Source organism: Paractinoplanes brasiliensis (genome assembly GCF_004362215.1).
Lineage (GTDB): Bacteria > Actinomycetota > Actinomycetes > Mycobacteriales > Micromonosporaceae > Actinoplanes > Actinoplanes brasiliensis.
Map to the genome: position 1 here is coordinate 3,709,821 of NZ_SNWR01000001.1, position 21,681 is coordinate 3,731,501.

Here is a 21,681-nt window from a genome sequence, read left to right on the forward strand (position 1 = left end):
TGCTCGCAGGTTTGGGCTTGTCTGCCGGAGCCGCTGGCTTGGGCTCCTCGGCGGGCCGAACCGCTGACGGCGTGGTCTCGTCGGCCGGGGTGACACTCGCCGACACCGGGGTGCCTTTGTCGGCCTCCAGTGATGTGGTCTTGTCGGCCGGTGCCGGTGCCGGTGCCGGTGCCGGTGCCGGTGCCGTGACCGCGCTTGCGGGTGCGGGCTTCTCGGCAGCTGCGGAGCTCGCGTTCACGGGCTTGCTGGTCGGCGCGCTCGCAGGCGTTGGCTTGGTGGCGGGGACCGGCGCGGAACCCGCGCTCGCGGAAGCGGGCTCGGGAGCGGGCGCGGCGCTTGCGGGCCTGCGAGTGGGGGTGGAACTGGTGCTCGCGGAGGCGCGCTCGGGCTCAGAGGCAGGGGCGGCGCTTGCGGGTGTGGGCTTGGCGGCGGGAGCTGCCGGCTTCGGCTTGGCGGCGGGCACGGGCGTGGGGTTCGCAGTGGCAGGGGCGGCGCTTGCGGGTGTGGGCTTGACGGCGGGAGCTGCCGGCTTCGGCTTGTCGGCAGGCACGGGCGTGGGGTTCGCAGTGGCAGCCGTGTCGCCCGGCGCGGGATTCGCAGTGACAGGCGTGTCGCCCGGCGCGGCTTTCGGGGGCGTTGGTTTGGGCTTGTCCGCGGGCGGGGGCGTCGCCGGTGTCGGCTTGGTGGCCTGGGCCGGTGTTGATTTCGTCAGCGTTGTGGGCCGAGCGGGCGCGGCTTTCGCAGGCGTCCCGGTGGTGGCAGCCGCAGACGGGTCTGTGGCCTTCACCGGCTTGTCGGCGGGCGGGACCGCGGCGGGGGTCGCCTTCTTCGCGGGAGTGGCCTTTTTCACCGGTGTGCTCTGTGCGGCAGCGGCGACCTTCTTCGCCGGGCGCTTCTGAGCCCTTTTGGCGGGCGGCTGAGCATCCGGGCTCGTCTTGCGGGCACGCGGCGTGGCCTGGCCGGTTGACTCCGGCCCGGCCGGGTGCGGGCGCGTGACCCCCGTACGGGAAGGCTCTGGGGGGTGATTTTCGGCACCCGGCGGCTGGAAGGTGACCGCGGGCGGGGCCTTCCTGGGCCGCTTCGGAGGCGCCTCGGACTCGCTCGGCGCGTTGAAGGGCGGCTGTGGCGTGCGGGCACGCGCGGCCTTACGGCGCTCGGGGGGCGAGTTCTCCTCCATGCCGCAGGAGCCTATCCCCAACAGCAACATTTCACCTGTTGGAGACGGGTCCGACCCGCCGGACGGCAACCTCTTTGTGCGGCGGCGAACGGGTCCGGTATCCTCAACCGTCGGTGGCCGTCACGGTCACCGGGGAGACTTCGCCTAGTCTGGTCTATGGCGCCGCACTGCTAATGCGGTTGGGGTTTTATAGCCCCTCCCGGGTTCGAATCCCGGAGTCTCCGCGTGTAGAGCCGGTGTGTATGCTGGCAAAGCACCACGAGCAAGACCAAGCGCCCGTAGCTCAATGGATAGAGCATCTGACTACGGATCAGAAGGTTAGGGGTTCGAGTCCCTTCGGGCGCGCATCTTCGTTTAGGGCCTGAGCTGCGGGAAAGCGGTTCGGGCCTTTCTCGTTGCCCCGCCTTTGCGGAGGTTGGGTGGCGTGTGGGTGGCACATGGGCGCCGTCACTTTATGTGATGGAACGGGTTGCGGCGGCCGCCTGACCTGCGGCTCGCTTCTTGTGGGTGGGCCGTTTCTCTGAAGGTGTTTCTTTTTCCACCGCGACCTGTGGGCCGGTTTGTCGCGGCCTTTCCGTGGTGCGTTTGCGGGTGTGCCGGGCTGCGGCCAGCACCAGGGCGGCGTTGGCGTCCGCGCAGCGGCGCTGCGAATCGGGAAGGACGCTGGTGTAGGTGTCGGCGATGACGACGATGCTGGAGTGCCCGAGCAGATCTTGCAGGGTCTTCAAGTCCGTGCCGGCTTCGTGGGCCAGGGAGGCGGCACCGTGGCGCAGGTCGTGCAGCCGGACCTGGGGCAGCCCGGCGCGGTTGGTGAGTTTGCGGAATCGGGTGGTGGCGTAGCTGGGGTTGATCGTTCGCCGTCTTTGCGGGTGAAGACCTAGCCGGAGTCGATCCATACCTGGTTGCGGTCCAGCCCATCACCGCAACGCTGGGTGGCGCTGTCGGCCAAGCAGTCCTCCCGTGCCGTGCGGGCGGCTACCCGGGAGACGTACCCGCCGCGGCGGCTTTCGATCGGAGCGGCCGAACAGGTTCGGAGCCGAGCACTGGAAGTACCAGGAGCCGTGGCCGCGCTCGGATAGGCGGGGGCAGCGTTTTTCCAGGCGTTTTACCTGCTAGTTGCGGCATCCGCATCGTTTGAAGGTCTTGCCCGTGCTGGCCATCGCTGTCCTCCGCCGTCGCGCCCCTTTCATCGAGCGTGATGCCTGCGGACCCCTGAAGGATGCCCCCGAGAGGGGGACATGAGTTGCCGGTGGGACAGCGCCGGCAACGGGCCCAGCAGGCTCAGAGGTGACAGCGCCGCAGGAATCACACGCCTCTCACGGTGAGCCGCATCTGTCTTTGGGGGATGGGTCTCGCAAGCACCGCTCTGGCCGGTCCTGAGCGATCGCTGGTGCTCGGATGGTGATCGGACGCCGTCGGGGCTGCCTGGGCGGAGCCACGCTCGTTGGATCCTGCACCTCAGTCGGGCTTGTTGTGCGCGCGAGCTGGTCCTGATCGGCGAGGCGGCGACCGCTACCGAGGCCAATGTGCTCGACCGCCTCGCCGAGACGCTCGAGGCCACCCGCGACGCCTGCCGCCAGGCTGAGGTCGTCCGCCGGCAGAGGTGTAACCCGGGGTCACGTCGCGGGCGCGGGGGTGGATCGATGTGCGTGGCATAATCCCCGCTCGATGACGACAAATATTCACGCTCGTAACGACGTGACTACCCAGATCACACCGCCGGGGCCGGTTGGCTCCCCGCGGCGGCTTACCGGGTGGGCCGTCGCCGCGCTGGCCGCCGTAGCGGCGTTCGGTGCGAGCCTTTGGTCGGCGCTGAACAACGACGTGACCTATGCCTTGGGCGGCATGGAGACCGCGGGCAAGACCGGGGTGAGCATCTGGGACGTCTTCGTGGCTCGCCCGGTCGCGTATCGCCTTCTGTTGGCTGTTCTGGATGCGCCTGTGGCGCACGCGCCGCTGCGGGTCGCGCACGCGGTCATCCGGTTCGAGACCGCGCTGCTCGTCGTCGGCGTCGCGGCTGTGCTGTTCTTCGGGATGCGGCGTTACCTCGACGTGCGGGCGGCCGCCGCGGTGTCCGCGGCCGCCGGCCTTGCGCTGATCATCGCGCCGCAGTGGCACTTCCTCGAGCCGGACTGGGTGGCCGCCATGTTCGCGGTGCTGGCCGTTGGCGCGGCCTGCGCGCCTCGCCGCGTCTGGGTCGGCGCCCTTCTGGGTGGATTCGCGGCTTTTCTGGCCATCGCCGTCAAGCTGGCCACCGTGCCGATCACGTTGTTGGCCCTGGTGCTGGTCGGCGTGCTCAGTGTTCGCCGCGCGGCCTGGGCGGCCGTGGCCGCGGCGGGGTCCGCCGTGCTGTGGTACGCCGCGACCAAGCGCTTTTTGCCGTGGGAGTGGACGTGGCTCGACGACCAGGCCAACCTGGTCGCGGATTCGCCGATCCACCACGGGTTGCGGTGGGAGGACTTCCACCTGCTGCTGGTCGGGCTGGGTGACGTGGCCCTGCTGAGCCCGGTTGTGGCCGTGGCCCCGGCCGCCGCGGCCGCCCTGATCCGGCGCCTGCCGCCGGGCCGCCCGCGGTGGATCGGCGCGGCGGTCGCCGTGGTCGCCGGTGGGCTGTCGGTGGCCTCCGCCTACGGCCAGGGCGAGTTCTACATGTATCACTACGCGGTTGTACCGGTGCTGGCCGCCGCGGTCTGGGGTGTCGCCTTCGCTCTGTGCCCCGGCGCCCGTACGTCCCTGTTCGTGACCACGGTCGTCTTCGCCGTGGCCAGCTTCGTGCTGCTGGCCCAGCCACCCGAGTGGCGACTCGACAATGTCACCCCGGTCTCGCTCAGTTACCTTGTGTTCGCAGTGCTGGCCGCCGTTGCCACCTGGGCGTTGGAGCGCAGGGCAACGCCGCTGGTTCCGCCTCAGGCCGGCGCGATCGCCCTGACCGCCGCGCTGGTGCTGGCCACCCTGCCCAACGCGCCGCTGGCCTTCAGCGGCTACAACTACGCGTTGTCCAACGAGAGGCCGTCCGCTCCCGGCTACGCCGCGTTGCGCGAGCGGATCGGCCCCGACACTCCCGTCCTCTATCTGGCCTTTGGCTCGATCAACTATCTGCTGCGTAACCCGTCTACCTGCCGTTATCCGTCGCCGCAGTGGGTGCAGCGGGGTGCGCACTTCAAAGCGGTGCGAACCTATCCGTCATATCGGGACAACCTGCGCTGCCTGACCGAGGACGATCGCGCGGGGTACCTGGTGCTGCAGCCGTCATGGTTCCCGTGGAAAAAGGCCAGCCCTGACGTACGTACCGTGATTTCCGCTCGTTTCGACTGCTCGGTTGAGGCCCGTGTCCCGGCCCCCAAGGGGCTGGTTGTCTGCCCTGCCCGGCGCTGACCCGTCCCACAACAACGGCCCGCCGGTTGTCCGGCGGGCCGTTCTCGTTATCCCGTTCTCCGTGTCACGGCAGGTCGGGCAGGTAGGCCACGTGGGCCCGGCCGTCGCCCGAGACCCAGCTGACCAGGTTGGTCGGCTTGGCGGCCGTCGTGAAGGAGCTCTGAGCGGTTTCCCACGTGCCCGCCGCAGTCCGTACGCGGTGGGTCACCGTCGTGCCGGCGCCGGCGGTGTCGACGACTATCGAGCCGTCGGGTGCGCCGGCGGCGGAGACCGCGCTCGGGCTGCCGTTGTTATCGAGCACGGTGGCCGAACCCCACACATCGGTGCTGCTCATCGTGCGGTCGTAGACGCCGAAGCCGGGATAGACCGTCACCGAGTGCACGGTGTTGTCGGGCAGGCCGACCGCCGCCACGTCGGTCAGGTTGCCCTGCTGGTCGAATCGGGTGGCCGCACCCCAGGTCCCGCTGCTGGAGCGGCTGCGGCTGTAGACGCCGTAACCGGGCAGCAGGGTCAGCAGGTGCGTGCGGCCGTCGGGGGTGGCGGTCGAAGCGATCTTGCTGATCAGGGTGCTGGCGTCGAAGTTGGTCGCCGCGGACCAGACACCGTCGGCGCTGCGGGTGCGGTTGTAGACGCCGTACGCGGGAAGCAAGGTCTGCAACTGGATCGAGCCGTCGGGCAGGGCGGCCGCGGCGAGGTCGGTGATCTGGGTGCTCAGGTCGATGCGTACGGCGTCGCCCTGCCACGTCCCGCCCGCGCTGCGGCTGCGATACCAGACGCCGCTGCCCGCGACCATGTTGAAGACGTGGACGACGCCGTCGGGAGTACGGGTGATCGCGCTGGTGGTGATGGCCGGGTTGCTGTCGATCATCGACGGGGTCTTCGACCAGGTGCCGTCGGCGCCGCGGACTCGGTCCCACAGGGCGTCCTGGAACTCCGCGATCGGCCAGATGACCGTGTCCCACGTCTGCACCTGGGAGATCTGACCTTTGAAGGCGTACCCGTGGGTGCCTGCCGCTGTCTGGGTGTCGCCGATCCGGAAGCTCTTGGCGGCCGACCACGGCGTGGTGTGGGTGGCCGACGAGATCCGCTTGTCGTCGACGTAGAGCGTCATCTTCGCTGTTGACGCCTTGTAGGTGACTGTCAGATGGGTCCAGACGCCGAGCTTCGCGGTGCCGGGCGCCGAGACAGCGATGTCCCAGGTCGCTCCTGAGTACGCCTCGTCGGCCTTCTGCATGCCGAAACGCCACGAGTTGTCGAGCCCGGACGGCCACACCTTGAAGCCGGTGCCGTTGACGCCGTCCTGCGAGACGACGATCCCCTCGTACGCATCGGGCTTGGCCCACACCGAGACGGAGAAATCGGCGTTGGTCGTGACCGCCTTGGTGGCGGTGGAGATCACGGTGCCGGCTGTGCCGTTGAACTCGGCGGCCGGGTCGAACAGGTCGCCCGAGGTCCAGCTCGTCCCACCGGCGCCACTGGCGTGCAGCGAGCCGGCGGTGTCCTTGGCTCCGGCGGCGCCGATGATGCCCGTCTCAGCGTCGTCGAGCTTCCAGGTGTGGGTCGGTGGCGTGAAGACCTGCCACGGCTGAGCCGAGAGGGTTCCGGTGCCGCCGCTCAGGTCGCCGACCAGCAGACCGGTGACTTCACCGTTCTCGTTGACCGCCCACAGATCGGCTGTCCCGTCGCTGTTGAAGTCAGCGGCGCGCAGGGTCTGCTTCTGACCGGTCTTGAAGTTCTCCGACAACAGGTACTGGTCGAACTCGAGGCCGGTTCCGCCCGCCCAGACGACGTCGTTCCAGAGGTAAAGCTTGCCCGTAGTGGCCTGCCAGAGGAACAGGGCGGTGCCGGTCGCGGTCTGGGCGCTGGTCAGGGTCCAGGTGTTCCAGTCCGTGCCCCCGGTGGGAGTGGGCTGGCTGAGCTTGGCCGACAGGTCGAACTGTCCGGTTCCGCCCAAGGCGGGGTGGTAGGTCAGGCGGTACCCGTCGGGATCGTTGAGCACGCCGAGCAGGTCCGGGCCGAGCCATTCAGTGGTGTGGGACCCGGCGTTGACGAGTTGGAGCAGGCTGCTGCCGTCGGGTTCCTCGTTGAGGAAGATCGGCTCAATGGTGTGGCTGTTACCGTCCAGCTCGGACTTGATCACGGAGCCGTCACCGTTGCCCCGCAGGATCACCGCGGTGCCCTGCGAGTCACTGCGGCCCACGACGCCGGTGGGGTAGAAGGCCAGCAGGTCCTGCAGGCCAGTGCCACCGAAGTGCCCGGTGATGATGTCAGCGCTGTTGAAGTCGGCCGGCACGTTGTTCTGGCCTGCCCCGTGCGCGCCGAGGTTCGTCGCGATCGGCGCGATCTGGCCGGTGCCGCGGCCGATGGAGGTCCAGACGCCGGCGGGTAGCTTGCTCTTGCCGCCGATCACGGTCAGGTCGGCCAGGTTGTCACCGGTGAGATCACCGTCAGAGGCCACGGCGGCCGGGTCCGCGTTGAAGATCTCTTGGGTGGCCTCACCGACGTTGCCGCCGGCGCTGAGGCTGGTAACGCTCAGCGTGTTGGTGAACCGGGCCGGTTTGAGGTTTTTGATTTCGGCGTTGCCGTTGGTTGCGGCCACGGTGGCGTAGGGGCCGCCGTTGAGCTGGTAGAGGTAGCTGGTCGGCACCGGGGTGACGACCTTGCCGTTCTCGTCCGCCGGCGGCTTGATCCCGATGGTCAGCGGGACGCCGATCTGCGGGGTCACGCCTTCCGGCATCGCGATGGTGGGGCCGCCGGGACGGGTCGCGTCGAACCGGAACCGGCAGGTCGCGGACGTCTCGCTCCACATGTTGTAGTCGGTTGCGCGGACATTCCACTCGAAGGTCGCGATACCGGTGCCGGCCGCGGCTTTGAGCGTCTTCATCGGGATCTTGAGGACTGCGGTGGAGCCAGAGGAGTACCAGAGCAGGTCGGGATTCGACCGCGCGAGCACGGTGCCGGACGCGCCCTGTTTCCAGAGTTTGAACTCCACGCCGAGCGCGTTCTTGTTGCGGTCGGAGACCGGGGCGTACAGGGTGACGTCGGTCTGACCGATGATCGTGGGTGTGGCGGCGCTGCACGAGGTGGCCGGCGAGGTCTTCATTCCGGTCGGTTTGTTCGGTTTGTGGTTGTAGGTGATCGCGAGCGTCGGACTGGTCTGGAGGAACTCCTTCCAGCCGTTGGTGTCCGACTCGCTTGCGGCGACCAGCGCCAACGTCTGGACGGTCTTGTTGGACGCGACGGCCGCGGTGACCGCGGACTTCACGTTGAACGGCACGCCGTCGGCCGGGCAGGAGGAGTTGTAGCCGTTGGCGACGGTCGCGTAGGCGACGACCGAACCGAGATCCACGTTGGCCCAGGCGTTCCAGAAGGCGTTGGTCTGGGTCAGCACCGGCGTCGGGGCATGCACGTTGACCCGGGTCGGATTGCACGAGTAGGACCAGGTCTGTGTGATCTTGAAGGTCGCGGTGTTGATGTTCGCGTCGCGCAGGGTGGCGATGGGGAGCGTGAAGTTGATGAACGTCCGTGATTTGATCTCACCGGAGTTGCCTACCTGCATGCGGCCCCGGGGATCGGGAGTGGTGTTCCAGTACTTGGTCTGTGGGAAGTCGGCCGGCAAGGTCGCCCAGCCGTTGCGGGCGCCGGCTGCCGGTGACCACGCGAAGGTCGGGTCGAGGTAGACCGGGTACTTCGTCGTCGCGCCGGTGAGCAGGTTCTTGTCCGGGGTGAGGGTGATCTGGTCGGACTTCACGGCGGTGGCCAGGCGTGCCTTGCGGGCTGAGGAGCCGGGCCCTCGGGTGGTTGACGTGGTGGCTCGCGCGCCGGCGGCGGCCCTGGCCGGGGGAGCGGAGTCCCACATCATCGGCGTCGGCGCAGTGAGCACCGGGCTGCCCCAACGGTCGTGGCCGACGAGGTTGCCGTGGGCGTCCGCCTTGAGCGTGAGCCCCTTGGTGTTGGTGCCGAAGGACAGTTCGGCCAGGGCCGGGTTCTTCGCCGCGGCTGCGTCGCGGACGACGAAGACCTCGGAGAAGCCGCCGGTGGCGAGGGCCGTGACCTGCAGGTCCACACCCGGCAGGACCGCATTGTAGGTGGCGGTCGCGCCGGTCACGGTCGGCTCGGGCAGCTTCGTCGGTGCGGTGAAGGCCGCGTTGACGGCGGCGTCGCCGACGGTGGCCATCGGCCCTGTCCCGCCGCCCGAGAGCCGCAGCGGCGTCAGGGCGGTCTTGGGTGACCAGGTGCCGTCGGTGTTCCGGGTGAGCGTGGCGTCGAGCTCGCGCCAGGTGTCACCGACTCGTTTGCGGACGGGCGCCGCCGACTGCACCAGTGTGACCGTCCCGTCGGGGTTGGCCGTGCTCGTCGACGTGGCTGTGGTGGCCTCGGTCACTTCGACCGGCTTGCGGGTGCGGTGAGCCTCGGCCAGCGCCCCCTCGACCGAGCCGCGTGTGGCCCCCGCGGGTGGCGGCGCGGGCGGCTCGGCGGCCGCGGGGGACGCCACGAACATTCCTGACAGCAGACCGGAAATGGTCAGAGCAGGCAGAATACTAGATCTTTTCATGTACGCAGATCGCCCCCGTGAGCAACTCAATGCTGATCGTGTGGGGCGCAGCTTAAGGGCGTACTTGCCGGGGCTGTCTATACGGTGTTCAGACAGTCATACATCTAAATATTTCCGTTACCGGATCTTTACCCTGCGTTGTATCCATCCCGTTCGGAATCTGTCAGTGTCCGTTCGCGACCACTCGATCATGGGTCGCTGGGCATGCTCTGCCCGTACGGGGAGGAAGAGATTCATGCGGCGTTCCGCGCTGTCGTTTTTCCTGTCGGTGACCTGTCTGGTGAGTGTGGTCGTGTCGGTGCCCGCGTACGCCGCGGAGCCGGTGACCGACCTGCCAAAGCCCTCGCCCGGGCGATCGGTGGCAACCAGGCCCGTCCCGTACCGCTTCGCGGTCCCGCACGACGATTCCCGGACCTCCTACAAGCCGGCCGCCACGACTTTGCCTCAGGCCTCCACCGCGTCGGTCAGCCTCTCCCCGGTGCGGAAGAAGGCCCCGGGTGCTCCGGTGTGGGCGCAGGCGGTCAGCGGCTTCGGCGCTGACACCCAGGCCGACGTGCGGATCCCCGGCCCGGCCGTGGCCGAGAAGGTCGGGGTGGCCGGTGTGCTGATCGCGGTCACCGTCCGCGATCAGCGGTCCGGCCGGGCGCGGGTGGGCGTCGACTATGCGGGCTTCGCTCAGGCGTACGGAGGCAACTACGGCTCCCGGCTGAGGTTGGTACAGCTGCCGTCCTGCGCGCTGACTACGCCCGATCTGGCCGTCTGCCAAACCCGGACGCCGCTCGTGTCGGCCAACGACCCGGCCGCGAAGTCGGTCTCGGCCGAGGTTTCGCTCGCGGCCGGCACGTCCGTCGTCGTGGCCGCGGTGACCGACCCCGCCACCGAGGGCGGCAAGGACTCCGGCGGCAGCTACGCGGCGAGCGACCTCAAGCCGTCCGGCTCATGGGCCGGGGGCAGCAGCACCGGCTCGTTCACCTACAGCTACCCGATCAGCGTGCCGCCCGCCCCGAGCGGGCTCGTACCCTCGGTCGGGCTGTCGTACGACTCCGGTTCGGTCGACGGGCAGACCGTCTCGACGCAGGCCCAGGCGTCCTGGGTGGGCGACGGCTGGGGCACCCCGAGCTCGTACGTCGAGCAGACGTTCGTGTCCTGCTCGGACAACCCGGGCGGCGAGGCTGCGCCGGAGAAGACCGCCGACCTCTGCTACGACGGCCCGATCATGACGCTGTCGCTGAACGGCAGTACGCAGCGGCTCATCTGGGACGAGGGCAAGAAGGTCTGGAAGGCCGAGGACGACAAGGGTGAGGTGATCGAACGGAGCACCGGGTTCGACAACGGCACCACGGCCGACGACAAGAACTACTGGACTGTCGTTACACGCGATGGCACCAAGTACATGTTCGGGCGTAATCGGCTGCCCGGGTGGAGTTCGGGCAAGCCGGTGACCAAGTCGGTCGACACGCTGCCGGTGTACTCGCCGCACGCGGGTGACCCCTGCTACGACGAAACGTTCAAGGATGCGCAGTGCACGATGGCTCGGCGCTGGAACCTCGACTACGTCGTGGACGTCAGCGGCAACGCCATGGCGTACTACTACGACCAGAAGACCAACTTCTACGGCCGGCACAAGGGCGACACCGACACCGAGTACGTCCGTGACAGCTACCTGGACCGGATCGACTACGGCTTCCGCGACAACGGCGCCTACGGCACGGTGCCCAACCAGGTCAAGTTCGAGACAGCTGGGCGGTGCGTTCAGGCGACTTGCGCGGCGCTCAGTTCGACAACCAAGGCGAGCTACCCGGACGTACCGTTCGACCTGATCTGCGAGGCGGGCAAGAACTGCACGCCCCAGGCGCCGTCGTTCTTCTCGACCGAGCGCCTGACCCAGATCGTCACCAAGCAGTACGACGTCGCTGCGGCCAAGCACCTGCCGGTCGACACCTACGACCTCGCGCAGACCATCCCGACGACGGGGGACGGCACCTCGCCCACCCTGTGGCTGTCGTCGGTGACCCGCACCGGTCATGAGGGCAACGCCTCGATTGCCCTGCCCGCGATGACGTTCGCCAGCACCCGGCTGCCCAACCGGTCGGTGGCCACCGACGGGTTCCCGGAGTTCTACCGGCACCGCCTCACCTCGATCACCACCGAGACCGGCTCGGTCATCTCGGCCGCGTACGAGCTGCCGAAGCCGTGCGCGTCGGTCAGCGCCCTCAACCCGGCCACTAACACCAGCTCTTGCTATCCGGTGCGATGGACCCCGGACGGGCTGTTCGAGCCGAAGCTGGACTGGTTCAACAAGTACGCGGTGACCCGGGTGACCCAGACCGATCCGACCGGCGGCGCCGCGGCCACGGCCACGAGCTACCAGTACGACGGCGGGGCGGCCTGGCACTTCGACGACAACGAGGTGGTCAAGGCCAAGTACCGCACGTACGGCCAGTTCCGCGGCTACGCCAAGGTCACCACGTACGAGGGCGACGGCGTCAACGACCGCCGTACGAAGTCCGAATCGCTCTTCTACCGCGGCATGTCGAAGAACAACAACAGCACCGTGGTCAACCTCGAGGACTCGCTCGGCGGTCAGCACGAGGACCACAACGAGCTCGCCGGACGGGTCCTGGAGACGCTCACCTATCAGGGTGAGGGCGGGCCGCTGGACAACTCCGCCGTCACCTCCTACTGGGTGTCGGGCGCGACCGCCACCCGGTCCCGTACGGACCTGCCCGCTCTGACCGCCAACTGGGTCGCCCCGGTGCTCAACGTCAGCCGGCAGCGGATCACTAGTGCGACCGGGACGACGTGGCGGACCCATGCGGTCGACACCAGTTACGACACCACCCCCGGGTCGCTGACTCTCGGCTCGGTCAAGCACGTCTACAGCCACACCGTCCCGGCCGACGCCAAGTACGACCGATGCACGATCAACAGTTACGCCCCGGCGAACCTCACGGCCAATCTCGTCGACCTGGTGTCGCAGATCGAGACCCTGGCCGTTCCGTGCGGTGGCTACACCGCGGGCTCGCCGGTCTCCGTGCCCGGCTCGGTCAACACGCTGACCGCCCCGGCCTCGGTCTCTCGCCCGGCCCAGGTGGTTTCGCTGACGCGCAAGTCCTACGACGACTACACCTGGTCGGAGACCTTCCCGCAGACTGTCCTGGTGTCCCGTGGCCTGGTCACGATGGAGCGGCAGGCCAAGGACTATGTGAACGGCGCGTACACCTGGCAGATCCTCGGCCGCACCCACTACGACGCGGTCGGGCGGGCCGACGACGCGTACGACGGCAAGGGCAACAAGACCCACACCGACTACACCGTCAACTCGGTGGGCCTGGTCACCGGCATGTCGGTCGCGCAGCCGCTCGACCACACCACCTCGTCGACTGTCAACCCTCGCCGCGGCCTGACGGTGACCAGCACCGACATCAACGAGGTGGTCTCGACCCAGGCGTACGACGCCCTTGGCCGGACGACCAGCGTGTGGCTGAACAACCGCACCACTGCGCAGAACGCGAACTACAAGTTCGGCTACACGGTGTCCAAGACGGGCATCAGCGCCACCACAACCGAACGGACCAACAACAGCAACGCCTACCTCAAGTCGGTCACGCTCTACGACGCGCTGCTGCGGCCCCGCCAGACCCAGGCCGAGACCCCCCAGGGCGGCCGGCTCGTCAGCGACACCTTCTACGACACCCACGGTTGGGTGACGAAGGAGTACGAAGGCTACTGGGACGACAACGTCGAACCCACCGTGGGCAACGTCGTCGACCCGTACGACCCGAACGTCGACATCCCGGTGCCCAGCCAGAACTACACCACGTACGACGGTCTCGGCCGCGTCGTGATGGTCGAGCGTATGAAGGACAACCAGAGCGTTTCCAGGACGTTCACGGTCCACAACGGTGACCGCACCACGATCGTCCCACCCACCGGCGGCACCGTCACCACCACCGTCGCCGACCCGCTGGGCCGCACCACGACCATGCGGGAATACACCACCCGGCCGTCGCTGAACACGCCGTCGGACTACTTCACCGGAACGTTCAGCGTTTCCGGTGGAACGTCGCTGGCCACCACATACGAGTTCGACTCGCGGGGCTTGCAGGGCAAGGTCGTCGACACCAAGGGCAACCCCTGGACGACGAAGTTCAACCTGCTCGGCCAGATCACCGAGAAGACCGACCCGGACGCCGGCGCGACCAAGGACATGCAGTACGACGCCAACGGCAACCTGACCCAGTCGACGGACGCCCGCGGCAAAACCATCTCGTTCCAGTTCGATGCCCTGAACCGGCCGACGGCCAGCTTCGCCGGGACAACCCAGCTCACCAAATCCGTCTACGACAACTCGAACAACGCCGTACCCGGCATGACGTTCCCGAAGGGTCAGCTGACCACGAGCATCGCCTACTCCGCTGGGCTCGAGTACAAAACGCAGGCGGCCAACTTCAACGTCTTCGGCTCCTCCCTGGGTGAGACCGTGAGCATCCCGGGACAGAGCGCGCTGGCCGGCGACTACGCGTTCACCCACTTGTACTACCCGAACAACGGCCTGCTTTTCCGCGACACCTTCCCGGCCAAGGGCGGCCTGCCCGCCGAGACCGTCGCGTACTCGTACGACAAGTTCGACCAGGTCCAGGTGATGACCGGCCTGAACCCGTACCTGCAGTCGACCACCGAGGACGCGTACGGCCGGATCAACCAGACCGTCATAGGGACGGGAACCAACCAGGCCGCGGTCGACAATCTCTACGACGAGCACACCGGCCTGCTCAAGAAGCAGACCACGACTCGCAAACCCACGGCGCCGTCGGGCATTGACGAGCAGGAGTTCAAGTACGACCCGGCCGGCAACCTGCTCGCGCAGACCAGCACCCGGCTCGCCGCGAACAGCATCGCCGAAACGCAGTGCTTCGCCTACGACGGACTGCGGCGGCTCACCGAGGCGTGGACAGCGACCGACAAGTGCGCGACCACGCCCACGAGCACCAACCGGGCGATGCTCGGCAACACGATCGGTGGCGCCAGCGCCTACTGGACCAGCTGGCGCTTCGACGACCTCGGCAACCGTACGAGCGAGGTCAAACACGCGCTCACCGGTACCAACGACACGACGACGACCTACAAGTACGACGAGAACGGCGCAGGGCAGCCGCACACGCTGACGTCCACCGCCACCACCGGCGCGACCACCGGTAGCGCGACCTACAAGTACGACGTGGCCGGCAACATGACTGTCCGCAACGCGGGCAACGGCAACCAGACCCTCGCCTGGACCGACGAGGGCAAGCTGGGCAGCGTCACCAGCGCGGCCGGCACGAGCACAAGCATCTACAACGCGAACGGCGACCTGCTGCTGCAGGACGACCCGACCACGACCACGCTGTATCTGGGCGCTCAACAGCACGTGCTCACCAAGGCCACCGGCGCCGTCACCGGCACCCGCTACCAGACACTCGCGGGCGCGGGGACGGTGATCAGGACCGGTTCCGGTACGGCGTACACGTTCGCCCTGGCCAACACACAGGGCACCCCAACTTTGTATCTGAACAACACCGCGCAGACACCCACCTGGCGGCAGTACACCCCGTACGGCGGTCCCCGCGGCGCGACCATCACGGCGCCCGACAATCGTGGCTTTCTCAACAAGCCGCTGAACGCGAGCACCGGCTTGACCAACGTCGGAGCCCGCGAGTACGACCCGGTTATAGGCCGCTTCATCTCGGTCGACCCGATCCAGGACCTGCAGGACCCGCAGCAGTGGAACGGCTACGCCTATGCCAACAACAATCCCACCACGCTCAGTGACCCGTCCGGCCTCATCGCCAAGGAACCCCGCGAGGGTGGCGGTGGCACCGGCTATCACGAGCAGCCCGGGGACATCGGCGGAGGCGGGGATAGCGCCGGCAATGGGAATGGCGGTGGTTCCAGCGATTCCGGTGACCACGGCAGCAACAACGACGACGGCGGCGGGAACTGGTTCAAGAAGACCTGGAAGAAGACCAAGAAGGTCATCACCGACCACCCGCAGATCACCGGCTTCGTCGCCGGCGCCGTCACCGGTGCTGTCTGCTTGGGCGCGGGCGGCATCGCCGCCGGCCCCGCCGGCCTGGCCGCCTGCGGCGCCATCGCCGGCGCAGTAGGCTCCATCGCCACCGACTGGGCCGCCGGCACCAGCACCAAGGACATGCTGGTCAACGCGGCCGAATCAGCCGCCCTGGGCGGCGCCGCAGGCGTACTGATTCCCAACGCCGGCAGCGTGGCTCGCAATGCCGGCAGCATGGCCCGCGGCGCAAAAGCCTTCATCACCGGCGGGACGCGTCAAACAACCCGCCAGGCGGAATCCCAGGCGGCCAAGACCGTGCTGAGCCGGGAATCATCCGAGGCGGGAACCACACAGGCGGGCAAGTGCCTTCACAGCTTCGCGCCGAATACGCCGGTCCTTCTAGCCGGGGGCTCCGCCAAGCCCATCGAGGACGTCGAAGTCGGTGACGAGGTCGTCTCCACCGACCCCGGGACCGGCACCACAACGGCCAAGACGGTCGAGGCGCTGCACATCAATGAGGACACGGATCTGACCGATCTGACCGTCAGTACCGAAGACGGCGAACAGGTCACCCTGAACACGACCCAGCACCACCCGTTCTGGAGCATCACCCGCGACGAATGGGTCGATGCGGCCGAACTCCGGCCGGACGAGCACCTTACTGAGGTCGACGGCGCTCCGGTGACGGTGGTCGCGGTCAAGAACTTCAGCGGCAACCGCCTGATGCGTGACCTCACGGTAGCGGACATCCATACGTACTATGTGCTCGCCGGCAGAACACCGGTGCTCGTGCACAACTGCGGCGAGACCATGGACTTCGCCCATGGGACCACGACTGCTCACGCCGAAAGCATCGCCCAAAATGGTCTCAGTTCCACGGCTGCAAAAGCTTCGTCTAGCGGTGGTAGCGTTGCTCAGCCCGGAAATTTCTTCACCTATCGCGTTACTGGTGGGGGCGATCCGAACCTGAGCGTTGCTGCTCAGTGGGGTGTCACCAGGAATGGCGGTGCCCGAGAAGGGGCCTCTGTGGTGATTACCCGGATGTGTAAGTGCACCTATGATCGTCTGGTCAAAGAGGGGCACATCACCACACGTGTGACAGGTGAGGGGATGCCGGAGGAGACAATCTTTGGTCCAGGTGCGCTACCGTTCCTTAAGCCTGTGACACAATTCCCCTTGTAGCTGCTCGCAGATGGGACAGGATGCAGCGATGAGTTTTGACTGGTCAGGCGAAAAATCGCTCAGAATCAACGTCGTATCCTGGCCAATCTCCGAGAAATCCGACGGCTTCAAAGAGCTGGCGCAATGGAAGCTTAAGACGCTGGATATCCTATCCGTTGATGAAATAAGGACCCGCCTGGCGGAACTTTCATCGTTGCCATCTGCTTCCAGCATGGATGTAAGAGTCGAGGTTGTTTCGGCAGATGAGCTATTGATGACCTGTGAGTATGACAGCTCTATCCCGGAGCCGATGAGGCTAGGGGCGGCATCCGTGACCTGGCGATTCCTTGACGAGGAGCTTGCCAGGTTGTGGATGATAGGGGATTCGCCACGGAGTCATTTCCCGGAGTTCATGCGCCAGCGACGAGCCCAGTTGGATGCCATATCCTCAATGCAACGCCTCTATTTGATGTTCGCATCAATCATCAGAGTCGAGCCGTTAATAGCAGCAGCGGCCGGAGCGGTGTTGGGTTCCTCGCGTCTACTGGCCGGTCGCCTTGCGGAAGCGGATGGCCGAGAGGCATTGCTAGGACGCTTCACTGATTTGGCATCCCGGCTTGCTGTCAGTCTTGAAGGGCGGGGCGTCCGGAGAAACTCTGGCCATCTTGAAAAAGCGGATCTGGGGTCGCTGATGTTAGGTCTAGGAGATCATTTAAAGCGGGCCATAAGCACCCGTGAATCAAGTGACATCGCCCAATGTATCGAAATGGTATTCGATTCATTCTACCTTTTTGATGAGCATTATAGCGTGGCTCCCCTCTCCCTTGCGCGGAGCGAGGATCGCGATTACCGCGACGACCTCGATCTGCTCTTGACTGGGAATTCCAATGCTTTCGAGGTGATGCTGGAAAGGTCGCTCATTAGTGCAGATTCGATCCGGAAGGTGATTGTTGGCGCTGATGTCCGCCGGCAGCTACTAAACGCGATCATCTGACGAGCGGCATCAGGGCTTCGTTCGGGCGCGGCAGTTGCGCTACGTGGTCAGCATGCCGCTGTGCGCCCAGGCGGCCGCTGCTGCCTGTTGAACGTTGCCGTCATGGTTGCCGTCAGTATGGAATCCTCATAGCTGGACATCGATCAAGTGCTCCACCCGGCTTGTCGTCGGCCAACCGTCGGACGTCGGTGGGTACGTATTCGTGCCGACGAAGGTGGGCGTGCGCGTGGGGCCGTAGGTCTGTAGCGCGTGCGCGCGGCCCGGCCATCGGCCGGGCCGTTCTTGATTACGTGAAGCAGTTTTGGGCCAGCGCCGACCGTAGTCAGGTCGTCGGCTTGCGAGGGCGGCGTGTTCTCTTGGCGGTTGGCGGCTTGCTGGTCGGCTCGTCTTCCGCGGTGTCCGGGACGTCGTCGCGGAGCATGTGCGCTGGTGGCGTGGCGTAGTTGCCGTGGTCGGCGTGGTATTTGATCACGTCGTCGATGAGTTGGCCGTGTGTGTCGGCTTGCTGGACTAGGTCGTTGAGGGCGGCGTTGCGGTCGTCGGGGGTGCGTGCGGCGTGGAAGCGTCGGGTGATGGCCTGTTGTTCGGTGAGGTAGGCGGCGACCCGTCCGCGTAGTCCGGGGTCGGCGATGGGTTCTTGCATGACTCCGCCGCGGAGTAGGTCGAAGGCGTCGGGGTGTACGAAGGTGCCTTTGCCGGCGGCGCTGTAGGTGATGCGCCGGTTCTGCAGTTCGCGTAGGGCGCGTTGGGCGGTCATGGAGGCGACGCCGTAGAGGTCGGCCATCTTGCGGGCCGAGGCCACCATGCCGAACACCGCGCGGGCGACCTTGCCGTCGACGGCGATGACCCGCCGCCACCAGTGACCACCGGCCGGGACCGGCGCCGTCCGCGACTGCAGCCAGCGGGCCAGGACCTGTGACAACGCTTCCGCGTCGATACGGATCAGCAGCCGCCACACCGTCGTCGCGGCCGGCACCCGAGCCTCGAATCCAAGCCGGGCCCAGACAGCGCGGTCCTGGAAACGCACCCAGTCACTGACCGCGGCGAACGTGCACGCTCCGGCGATCACCGCGCACACCGCCGCCGCCAGGATGGCAACGAGGGGATACCGGCGGCCCCGCAGATCCCGCGGATCCGACACCGCCTCCAACGCGACGAACAGGCTCCGGCGGTCACCACCGGTGACCACCGTCGGGCACGGCATACCCGGGGGTCGCTGCGGCAGCATGATCTCAGCCAGTGATGATGTCATCAGCGGGTGCGTCCAGTTCTCGATCACGGTTGTCTTCGCAAACACCATGATCACGAACGGGTCGCACCCGTCCTACATGGACCCGGTCTTCCCGCAGAGCTACCAAAAACCCCAGCTCACAGACCCCTCAACCGATTACGCAACCGCCCTGGGTGCCGACCCGAGCGCTCAATCAAGTGGCTTCACGTCGACCGCCCGAAATCAGGGCGGCGAACTCTGCGCTTGCCGTGTCAATGTTGATTCTGCGGCCGGCGAGCCGGTTCAGGAACGACTCGCCCTCGAAGCGCAGCAGGCGCTGGTAGCGCATGGCGTACGCCGCGACGTGGGTAGCTGGGTGGCCGTCGTAGTGAGCCAGAAGGGTGTAGCTGATCATCTGGTCGATCAGCTGAGCAAGGTAGCGGTCGTCGTCGAGACGACCACTCTTGACCTCAAGGACTGTGGTGCCGATCAGAAGATCAGCGCATCGGCGTCCGCCGAGCAAGGCCACCTGAGCCGTCGCGTTCCCGTACGACCGCAAGGCCGCCTGAAAGCTGGCGCTGTAGCTCGCCCACAAATCGCGGAACCCAAGCCACTGGAACTTCGCGTCCCCACGGCGGAAGGGAAGTGCCTGGGGGTGCCGGCCAAGGAGGCGGGCAATGGTTCGAGGGTCGGGTTGCTCGCCTCCTTGGGGGTTGAGCAGCTGGTTGGCCTGCGCGAGACGGTAGGCAGTGAGAAAAAGACGGAGCGGCGAAGGCGTGGTGTCGCTTCGCTGCCAAGACGTCTGACCAGTGTCCTCGCGGGATTCATCCGCTTCGTAGCCTGCGGAGCGCAGCAGACGGGCGGCACGGTCGCCCCCGAGCACCCGAAACAAGTCTTGGTACGGGGCCTCATCGCAAAGTGAAAGACCGATCGCGCGCTCCGCCAGATCACCGAACAGTGATTTGCCGGGGACATCGACGGGAATGGCGGCGCAGCTACGCAGATCTGCGCCGATCTCGGCGCAGATCCTGTGCCGAAGCAGGAAGGTGCGCTCGAGCCACAGTTGCTCGGGGCTCTTCCGCATCCGATTCGTTGACATGGTCTGGCTCCTCTCGCGGGTGAGACGGCGGCGGTGTGGCCGCGCGTCGGCGAGACGAGCGATCCGTCCAGCAGACGAAAGCGTCGATCACATGAAGGAGAAGTGCCGCGAGCGGGTTCTTCAGCCCTCGGCACGAACGGCCGTGTCGGGCTCCGCGAGAGGAGGCGGCGAGCCGAAGCTCAGCTCAGTGTGGGTTGGGAGGCGGACGGACCGCTGTCCCATCCCGAGCGTAGGCGCTTTGAGTTGGTTGCCGGGTTCGGCATTCGAGCACCGGGTCCAGCGCGTCGACCGCCGGCTTCCACAAGGGGCACTTGTGAGGGGCGATCGGCCCTGTAGGACAGGCGCGGCTGCGCGGCAGGGTTGGAGTGTGAGGCCGCCTTGCCCCGCCGCCGCGGTGTCGAGCGGCTCGGTGCACTGACAGGCCATGGGCGGCAGACGTATCTGAATGGCGGCAGTAGGCATGGCTGTTCGAGAGGGGAAGGCGCCGGTAGTGGCGATGGTCTGCTCGACTGGCGGGCTCGATGCCGTCACCCGGATCCTGGGGTCGTTACCGCGTGACTTCCCCGCGTCGGTGATCGTTTTGCGTCACCATGATCCGCAGGCCCGCAATCGGCTCGCGTCCATCCTCCAACGGCATACGGTACTGCCGGTATCAGCGGCTTGCGACGAGGACCACCTGGTCGCCGGTAGGGTCTTCGTGGCCCCGACCGGGTATCACACGTTGGTCACCAGCGATGACAGGCTGACACTGATCGTGTCCGGTGACCGGCCCCCGTACCGGCCGTCGGCGGATCTGCTGCTCGTCAGCCTGGCTGTGTCCGTTGGTCCACGCGCGATCGCCGTGGTGCTGTCGGGTTATGGCATCGACGGCGCCACCGGGGCGACCGCCGTACACCGCTTGGGTGGCGTCGTCATCGCCAGCGACAAGGCCAGCTCGGCGGTGTTCACGATGCCGTACGCGACTATTACTCGTGACGAGATCATCAACTACGTCATGCCAGTGGACGATATCGCCGCGCTGCTGATCAGGCTGGTCGCAGATGCGCCGGCACTGGGGCTTGAGGCTCAGGATCGGGAGGGCCATGGCGAGGGCTGAGCGTGGCTGTAGTCCTCGCGATCCCGGTGGGCCGGGGTCCGTCTTCGCCGGCCCTTCCGGATATCACCAGCAGTCGGCCGCGGATGCTCGCCGCCGCATCGCTGCGTTCTTCACCGAACACCTCGGTTCCGCGTAATGCCATGGGTCTTCAAGGACTCAACGGCACTGTCACGGCGGCACTTCGGCCTGTGGTGATTCTGGCTGACGTGCCGGTCAGAGGCACGACGATTCGCGTTCGCCACATCGCGGGGTCACCTGTTCGGTCTGGTCCCACGAGGTATTCCTCCCACATGAGCGGAACCTGCCTGATGTGGTGCAGGGCCAGCCATTCGCTGAGCCGGTCGTAGGTGTTCAGCAGCGTGGTCCACGGTCCGTGGTGCAACGCCCGCACCACGAGACCGCCGGACAGTCTGCAGGTCGTGAACGGCTGGCCGATCCTGGGCCGTCTGCTGGTGGGGTAGGCGGCCAGGACGTCGAATTGTCCGTCGCCGCGAGGGCGCAGAACGCAGACGGGCGGGCCGGCAGCCTGGACCCGGAGGCGTTGCAGGGCGCTCGCGACGACGGGAAGGATGTCCTGCGGGTAGCTGCGCAGCACGGTCAGTTTCACCGTGCCGCGGATGCCGAACAGCGACACCGGTTGACTGGTCGCCACCTCGGCGTCGTGCGGTGCCACCCCGGCGTCGAGAAGTCCTTGCTCATGCATGACGCCCCCTTCTGAATCGACGCCCGTCTACCCAAGGTGAACAGGGGCGCGAAGGTGGGGGCAGTGCCGGAAGCCTCTTGACGCCGCGTGCTGGCGTTGGGTATAGGGCCCGACGCTCGGGTTCGCCGTCGCCCAAGTGCCATCGCGCGGCTGCGGCGGGCGCTTTCGGTCCTGGACACGGCAGCCGGCATCCGCTACACAGGGTTCCGGTCATTTCACCGTGCGAGGTGATGTCGATCTTCGGTGCGGCGTGTAAACGCTT

10 protein-coding genes and 2 tRNA genes are annotated in these 21,681 nt (G+C 66.9%); 7 read left to right on the top strand and 5 right to left on the bottom strand.

All coding sequences use genetic code 11. From position 1 onward, the window contains the following. The first annotated feature begins 89 nt into the window (after window positions 1–89). The 3 genes from C8E87_RS16610 to C8E87_RS16620 all read left to right on the top strand — a co-directional run bounded on the left by C8E87_RS16610 (window position 90) and on the right by C8E87_RS16620 (window position 1,522). Complete coding sequence (locus C8E87_RS16610; protein WP_133873940.1) at window positions 90–899, top strand: hypothetical protein; 810 nt, start codon at window positions 90–92, stop codon at window positions 897–899. A gap of 411 nt (window positions 900–1,310) precedes the next feature. Beyond that, window positions 1,311–1,401, top strand: a tRNA-Ser gene (locus tag C8E87_RS16615). A gap of 48 nt (window positions 1,402–1,449) precedes the next feature. Then, a tRNA-Arg gene (locus C8E87_RS16620) sits at window positions 1,450–1,522 on the top strand. Window positions 1,523–1,629: 107 nt separating this feature from the next. Here C8E87_RS16620 and C8E87_RS16625 read toward each other — a convergent pair. After that, window positions 1,630–2,073 carry a tyrosine-type recombinase/integrase gene (locus tag C8E87_RS16625; RefSeq protein ID WP_133873941.1) on the bottom strand — a complete coding sequence of 148 codons (444 nt, stop codon included), beginning with the start codon at window positions 2,071–2,073 and terminating at the stop codon, window positions 1,630–1,632. An 802-nt stretch (window positions 2,074–2,875) separates the two neighbouring features. On the opposite strand from C8E87_RS16625, the gene C8E87_RS16630 reads away from it, so the two are divergent. Continuing rightward, window positions 2,876–4,552, top strand: a complete 1,677-nt coding sequence (locus C8E87_RS16630; protein ID WP_239080219.1) for a hypothetical protein — start codon at window positions 2,876–2,878, stop codon at window positions 4,550–4,552. A gap of 64 nt (window positions 4,553–4,616) precedes the next feature. Here the strand turns inward: C8E87_RS16630 and C8E87_RS16635 are convergent, their stop codons facing one another. After that, window positions 4,617–9,047 (bottom strand): LamG-like jellyroll fold domain-containing protein, encoded by a 4,431-nt coding sequence (locus C8E87_RS16635; RefSeq protein ID WP_133873942.1) that lies wholly within the window; start codon window positions 9,045–9,047, stop codon window positions 4,617–4,619. 295 nt (window positions 9,048–9,342) lie between these two features. On the opposite strand from C8E87_RS16635, the gene C8E87_RS16640 reads away from it, so the two are divergent. Then, window positions 9,343–16,338 (top strand): RHS repeat-associated core domain-containing protein, encoded by a 6,996-nt coding sequence (locus tag C8E87_RS16640; RefSeq protein WP_133873943.1) that lies wholly within the window; start codon window positions 9,343–9,345, stop codon window positions 16,336–16,338. Between the two features lie 28 nt (window positions 16,339–16,366). After that, window positions 16,367–17,311: a hypothetical protein gene (locus C8E87_RS16645; protein ID WP_133873944.1), complete on the top strand. Its 945-nt coding sequence runs from the start codon at window positions 16,367–16,369 to the stop codon at window positions 17,309–17,311. A 322-nt stretch (window positions 17,312–17,633) separates the two neighbouring features. On the opposite strand, the gene C8E87_RS16650 is transcribed toward C8E87_RS16645, so the two are convergent. Both C8E87_RS16650 and C8E87_RS16655 read right to left on the bottom strand, forming a co-directional pair. Beyond that, window positions 17,634–18,611 carry a transposase family protein gene (locus C8E87_RS16650; protein ID WP_133873945.1) on the bottom strand — a complete coding sequence of 326 codons (978 nt, stop codon included), beginning with the start codon at window positions 18,609–18,611 and terminating at the stop codon, window positions 17,634–17,636. 124 nt (window positions 18,612–18,735) lie between these two features. Beyond that, window positions 18,736–19,620, bottom strand: coding sequence for a hypothetical protein (locus C8E87_RS16655; RefSeq protein ID WP_133873946.1), 885 nt, complete (start codon window positions 19,618–19,620; stop codon window positions 18,736–18,738). A gap of 460 nt (window positions 19,621–20,080) precedes the next feature. On the opposite strand from C8E87_RS16655, the gene C8E87_RS16660 reads away from it, so the two are divergent. Beyond that, the gene (locus C8E87_RS16660) at window positions 20,081–20,716 is read left to right on the top strand and encodes a chemotaxis protein CheB (protein WP_133873947.1); all 636 of its coding nucleotides are present in this window, start codon (window positions 20,081–20,083) and stop codon (window positions 20,714–20,716) included. 148 nt (window positions 20,717–20,864) lie between these two features. On the opposite strand, the gene C8E87_RS16665 is transcribed toward C8E87_RS16660, so the two are convergent. Next, window positions 20,865–21,419, bottom strand: a complete 555-nt coding sequence (locus C8E87_RS16665; protein WP_133873948.1) for a GyrI-like domain-containing protein — start codon at window positions 21,417–21,419, stop codon at window positions 20,865–20,867. Window positions 21,420–21,681: the final 262 nt, after the last annotated feature.

Coding starts and splice junctions, on each gene's coding strand:
- C8E87_RS16625 (WP_133873941.1), bottom strand. CDS start 2,073: ATGGATCGACTCCGGCTAGGTCTTCACCCGCAAAGACGGCGAACGATC.
- C8E87_RS16640 (WP_133873943.1), top strand. CDS start 9,343: ATGCGGCGTTCCGCGCTGTCGTTTTTCCTGTCGGTGACCTGTCTGGTG.
- C8E87_RS16645 (WP_133873944.1), top strand. CDS start 16,367: ATGAGTTTTGACTGGTCAGGCGAAAAATCGCTCAGAATCAACGTCGTA.
- C8E87_RS16650 (WP_133873945.1), bottom strand. CDS start 18,611: ATGGTGTTTGCGAAGACAACCGTGATCGAGAACTGGACGCACCCGCTG.
- C8E87_RS16655 (WP_133873946.1), bottom strand. CDS start 19,620: ATGTCAACGAATCGGATGCGGAAGAGCCCCGAGCAACTGTGGCTCGAG.
- C8E87_RS16660 (WP_133873947.1), top strand. CDS start 20,081: ATGGCTGTTCGAGAGGGGAAGGCGCCGGTAGTGGCGATGGTCTGCTCG.
- C8E87_RS16665 (WP_133873948.1), bottom strand. CDS start 21,419: ATGCATGAGCAAGGACTTCTCGACGCCGGGGTGGCACCGCACGACGCC.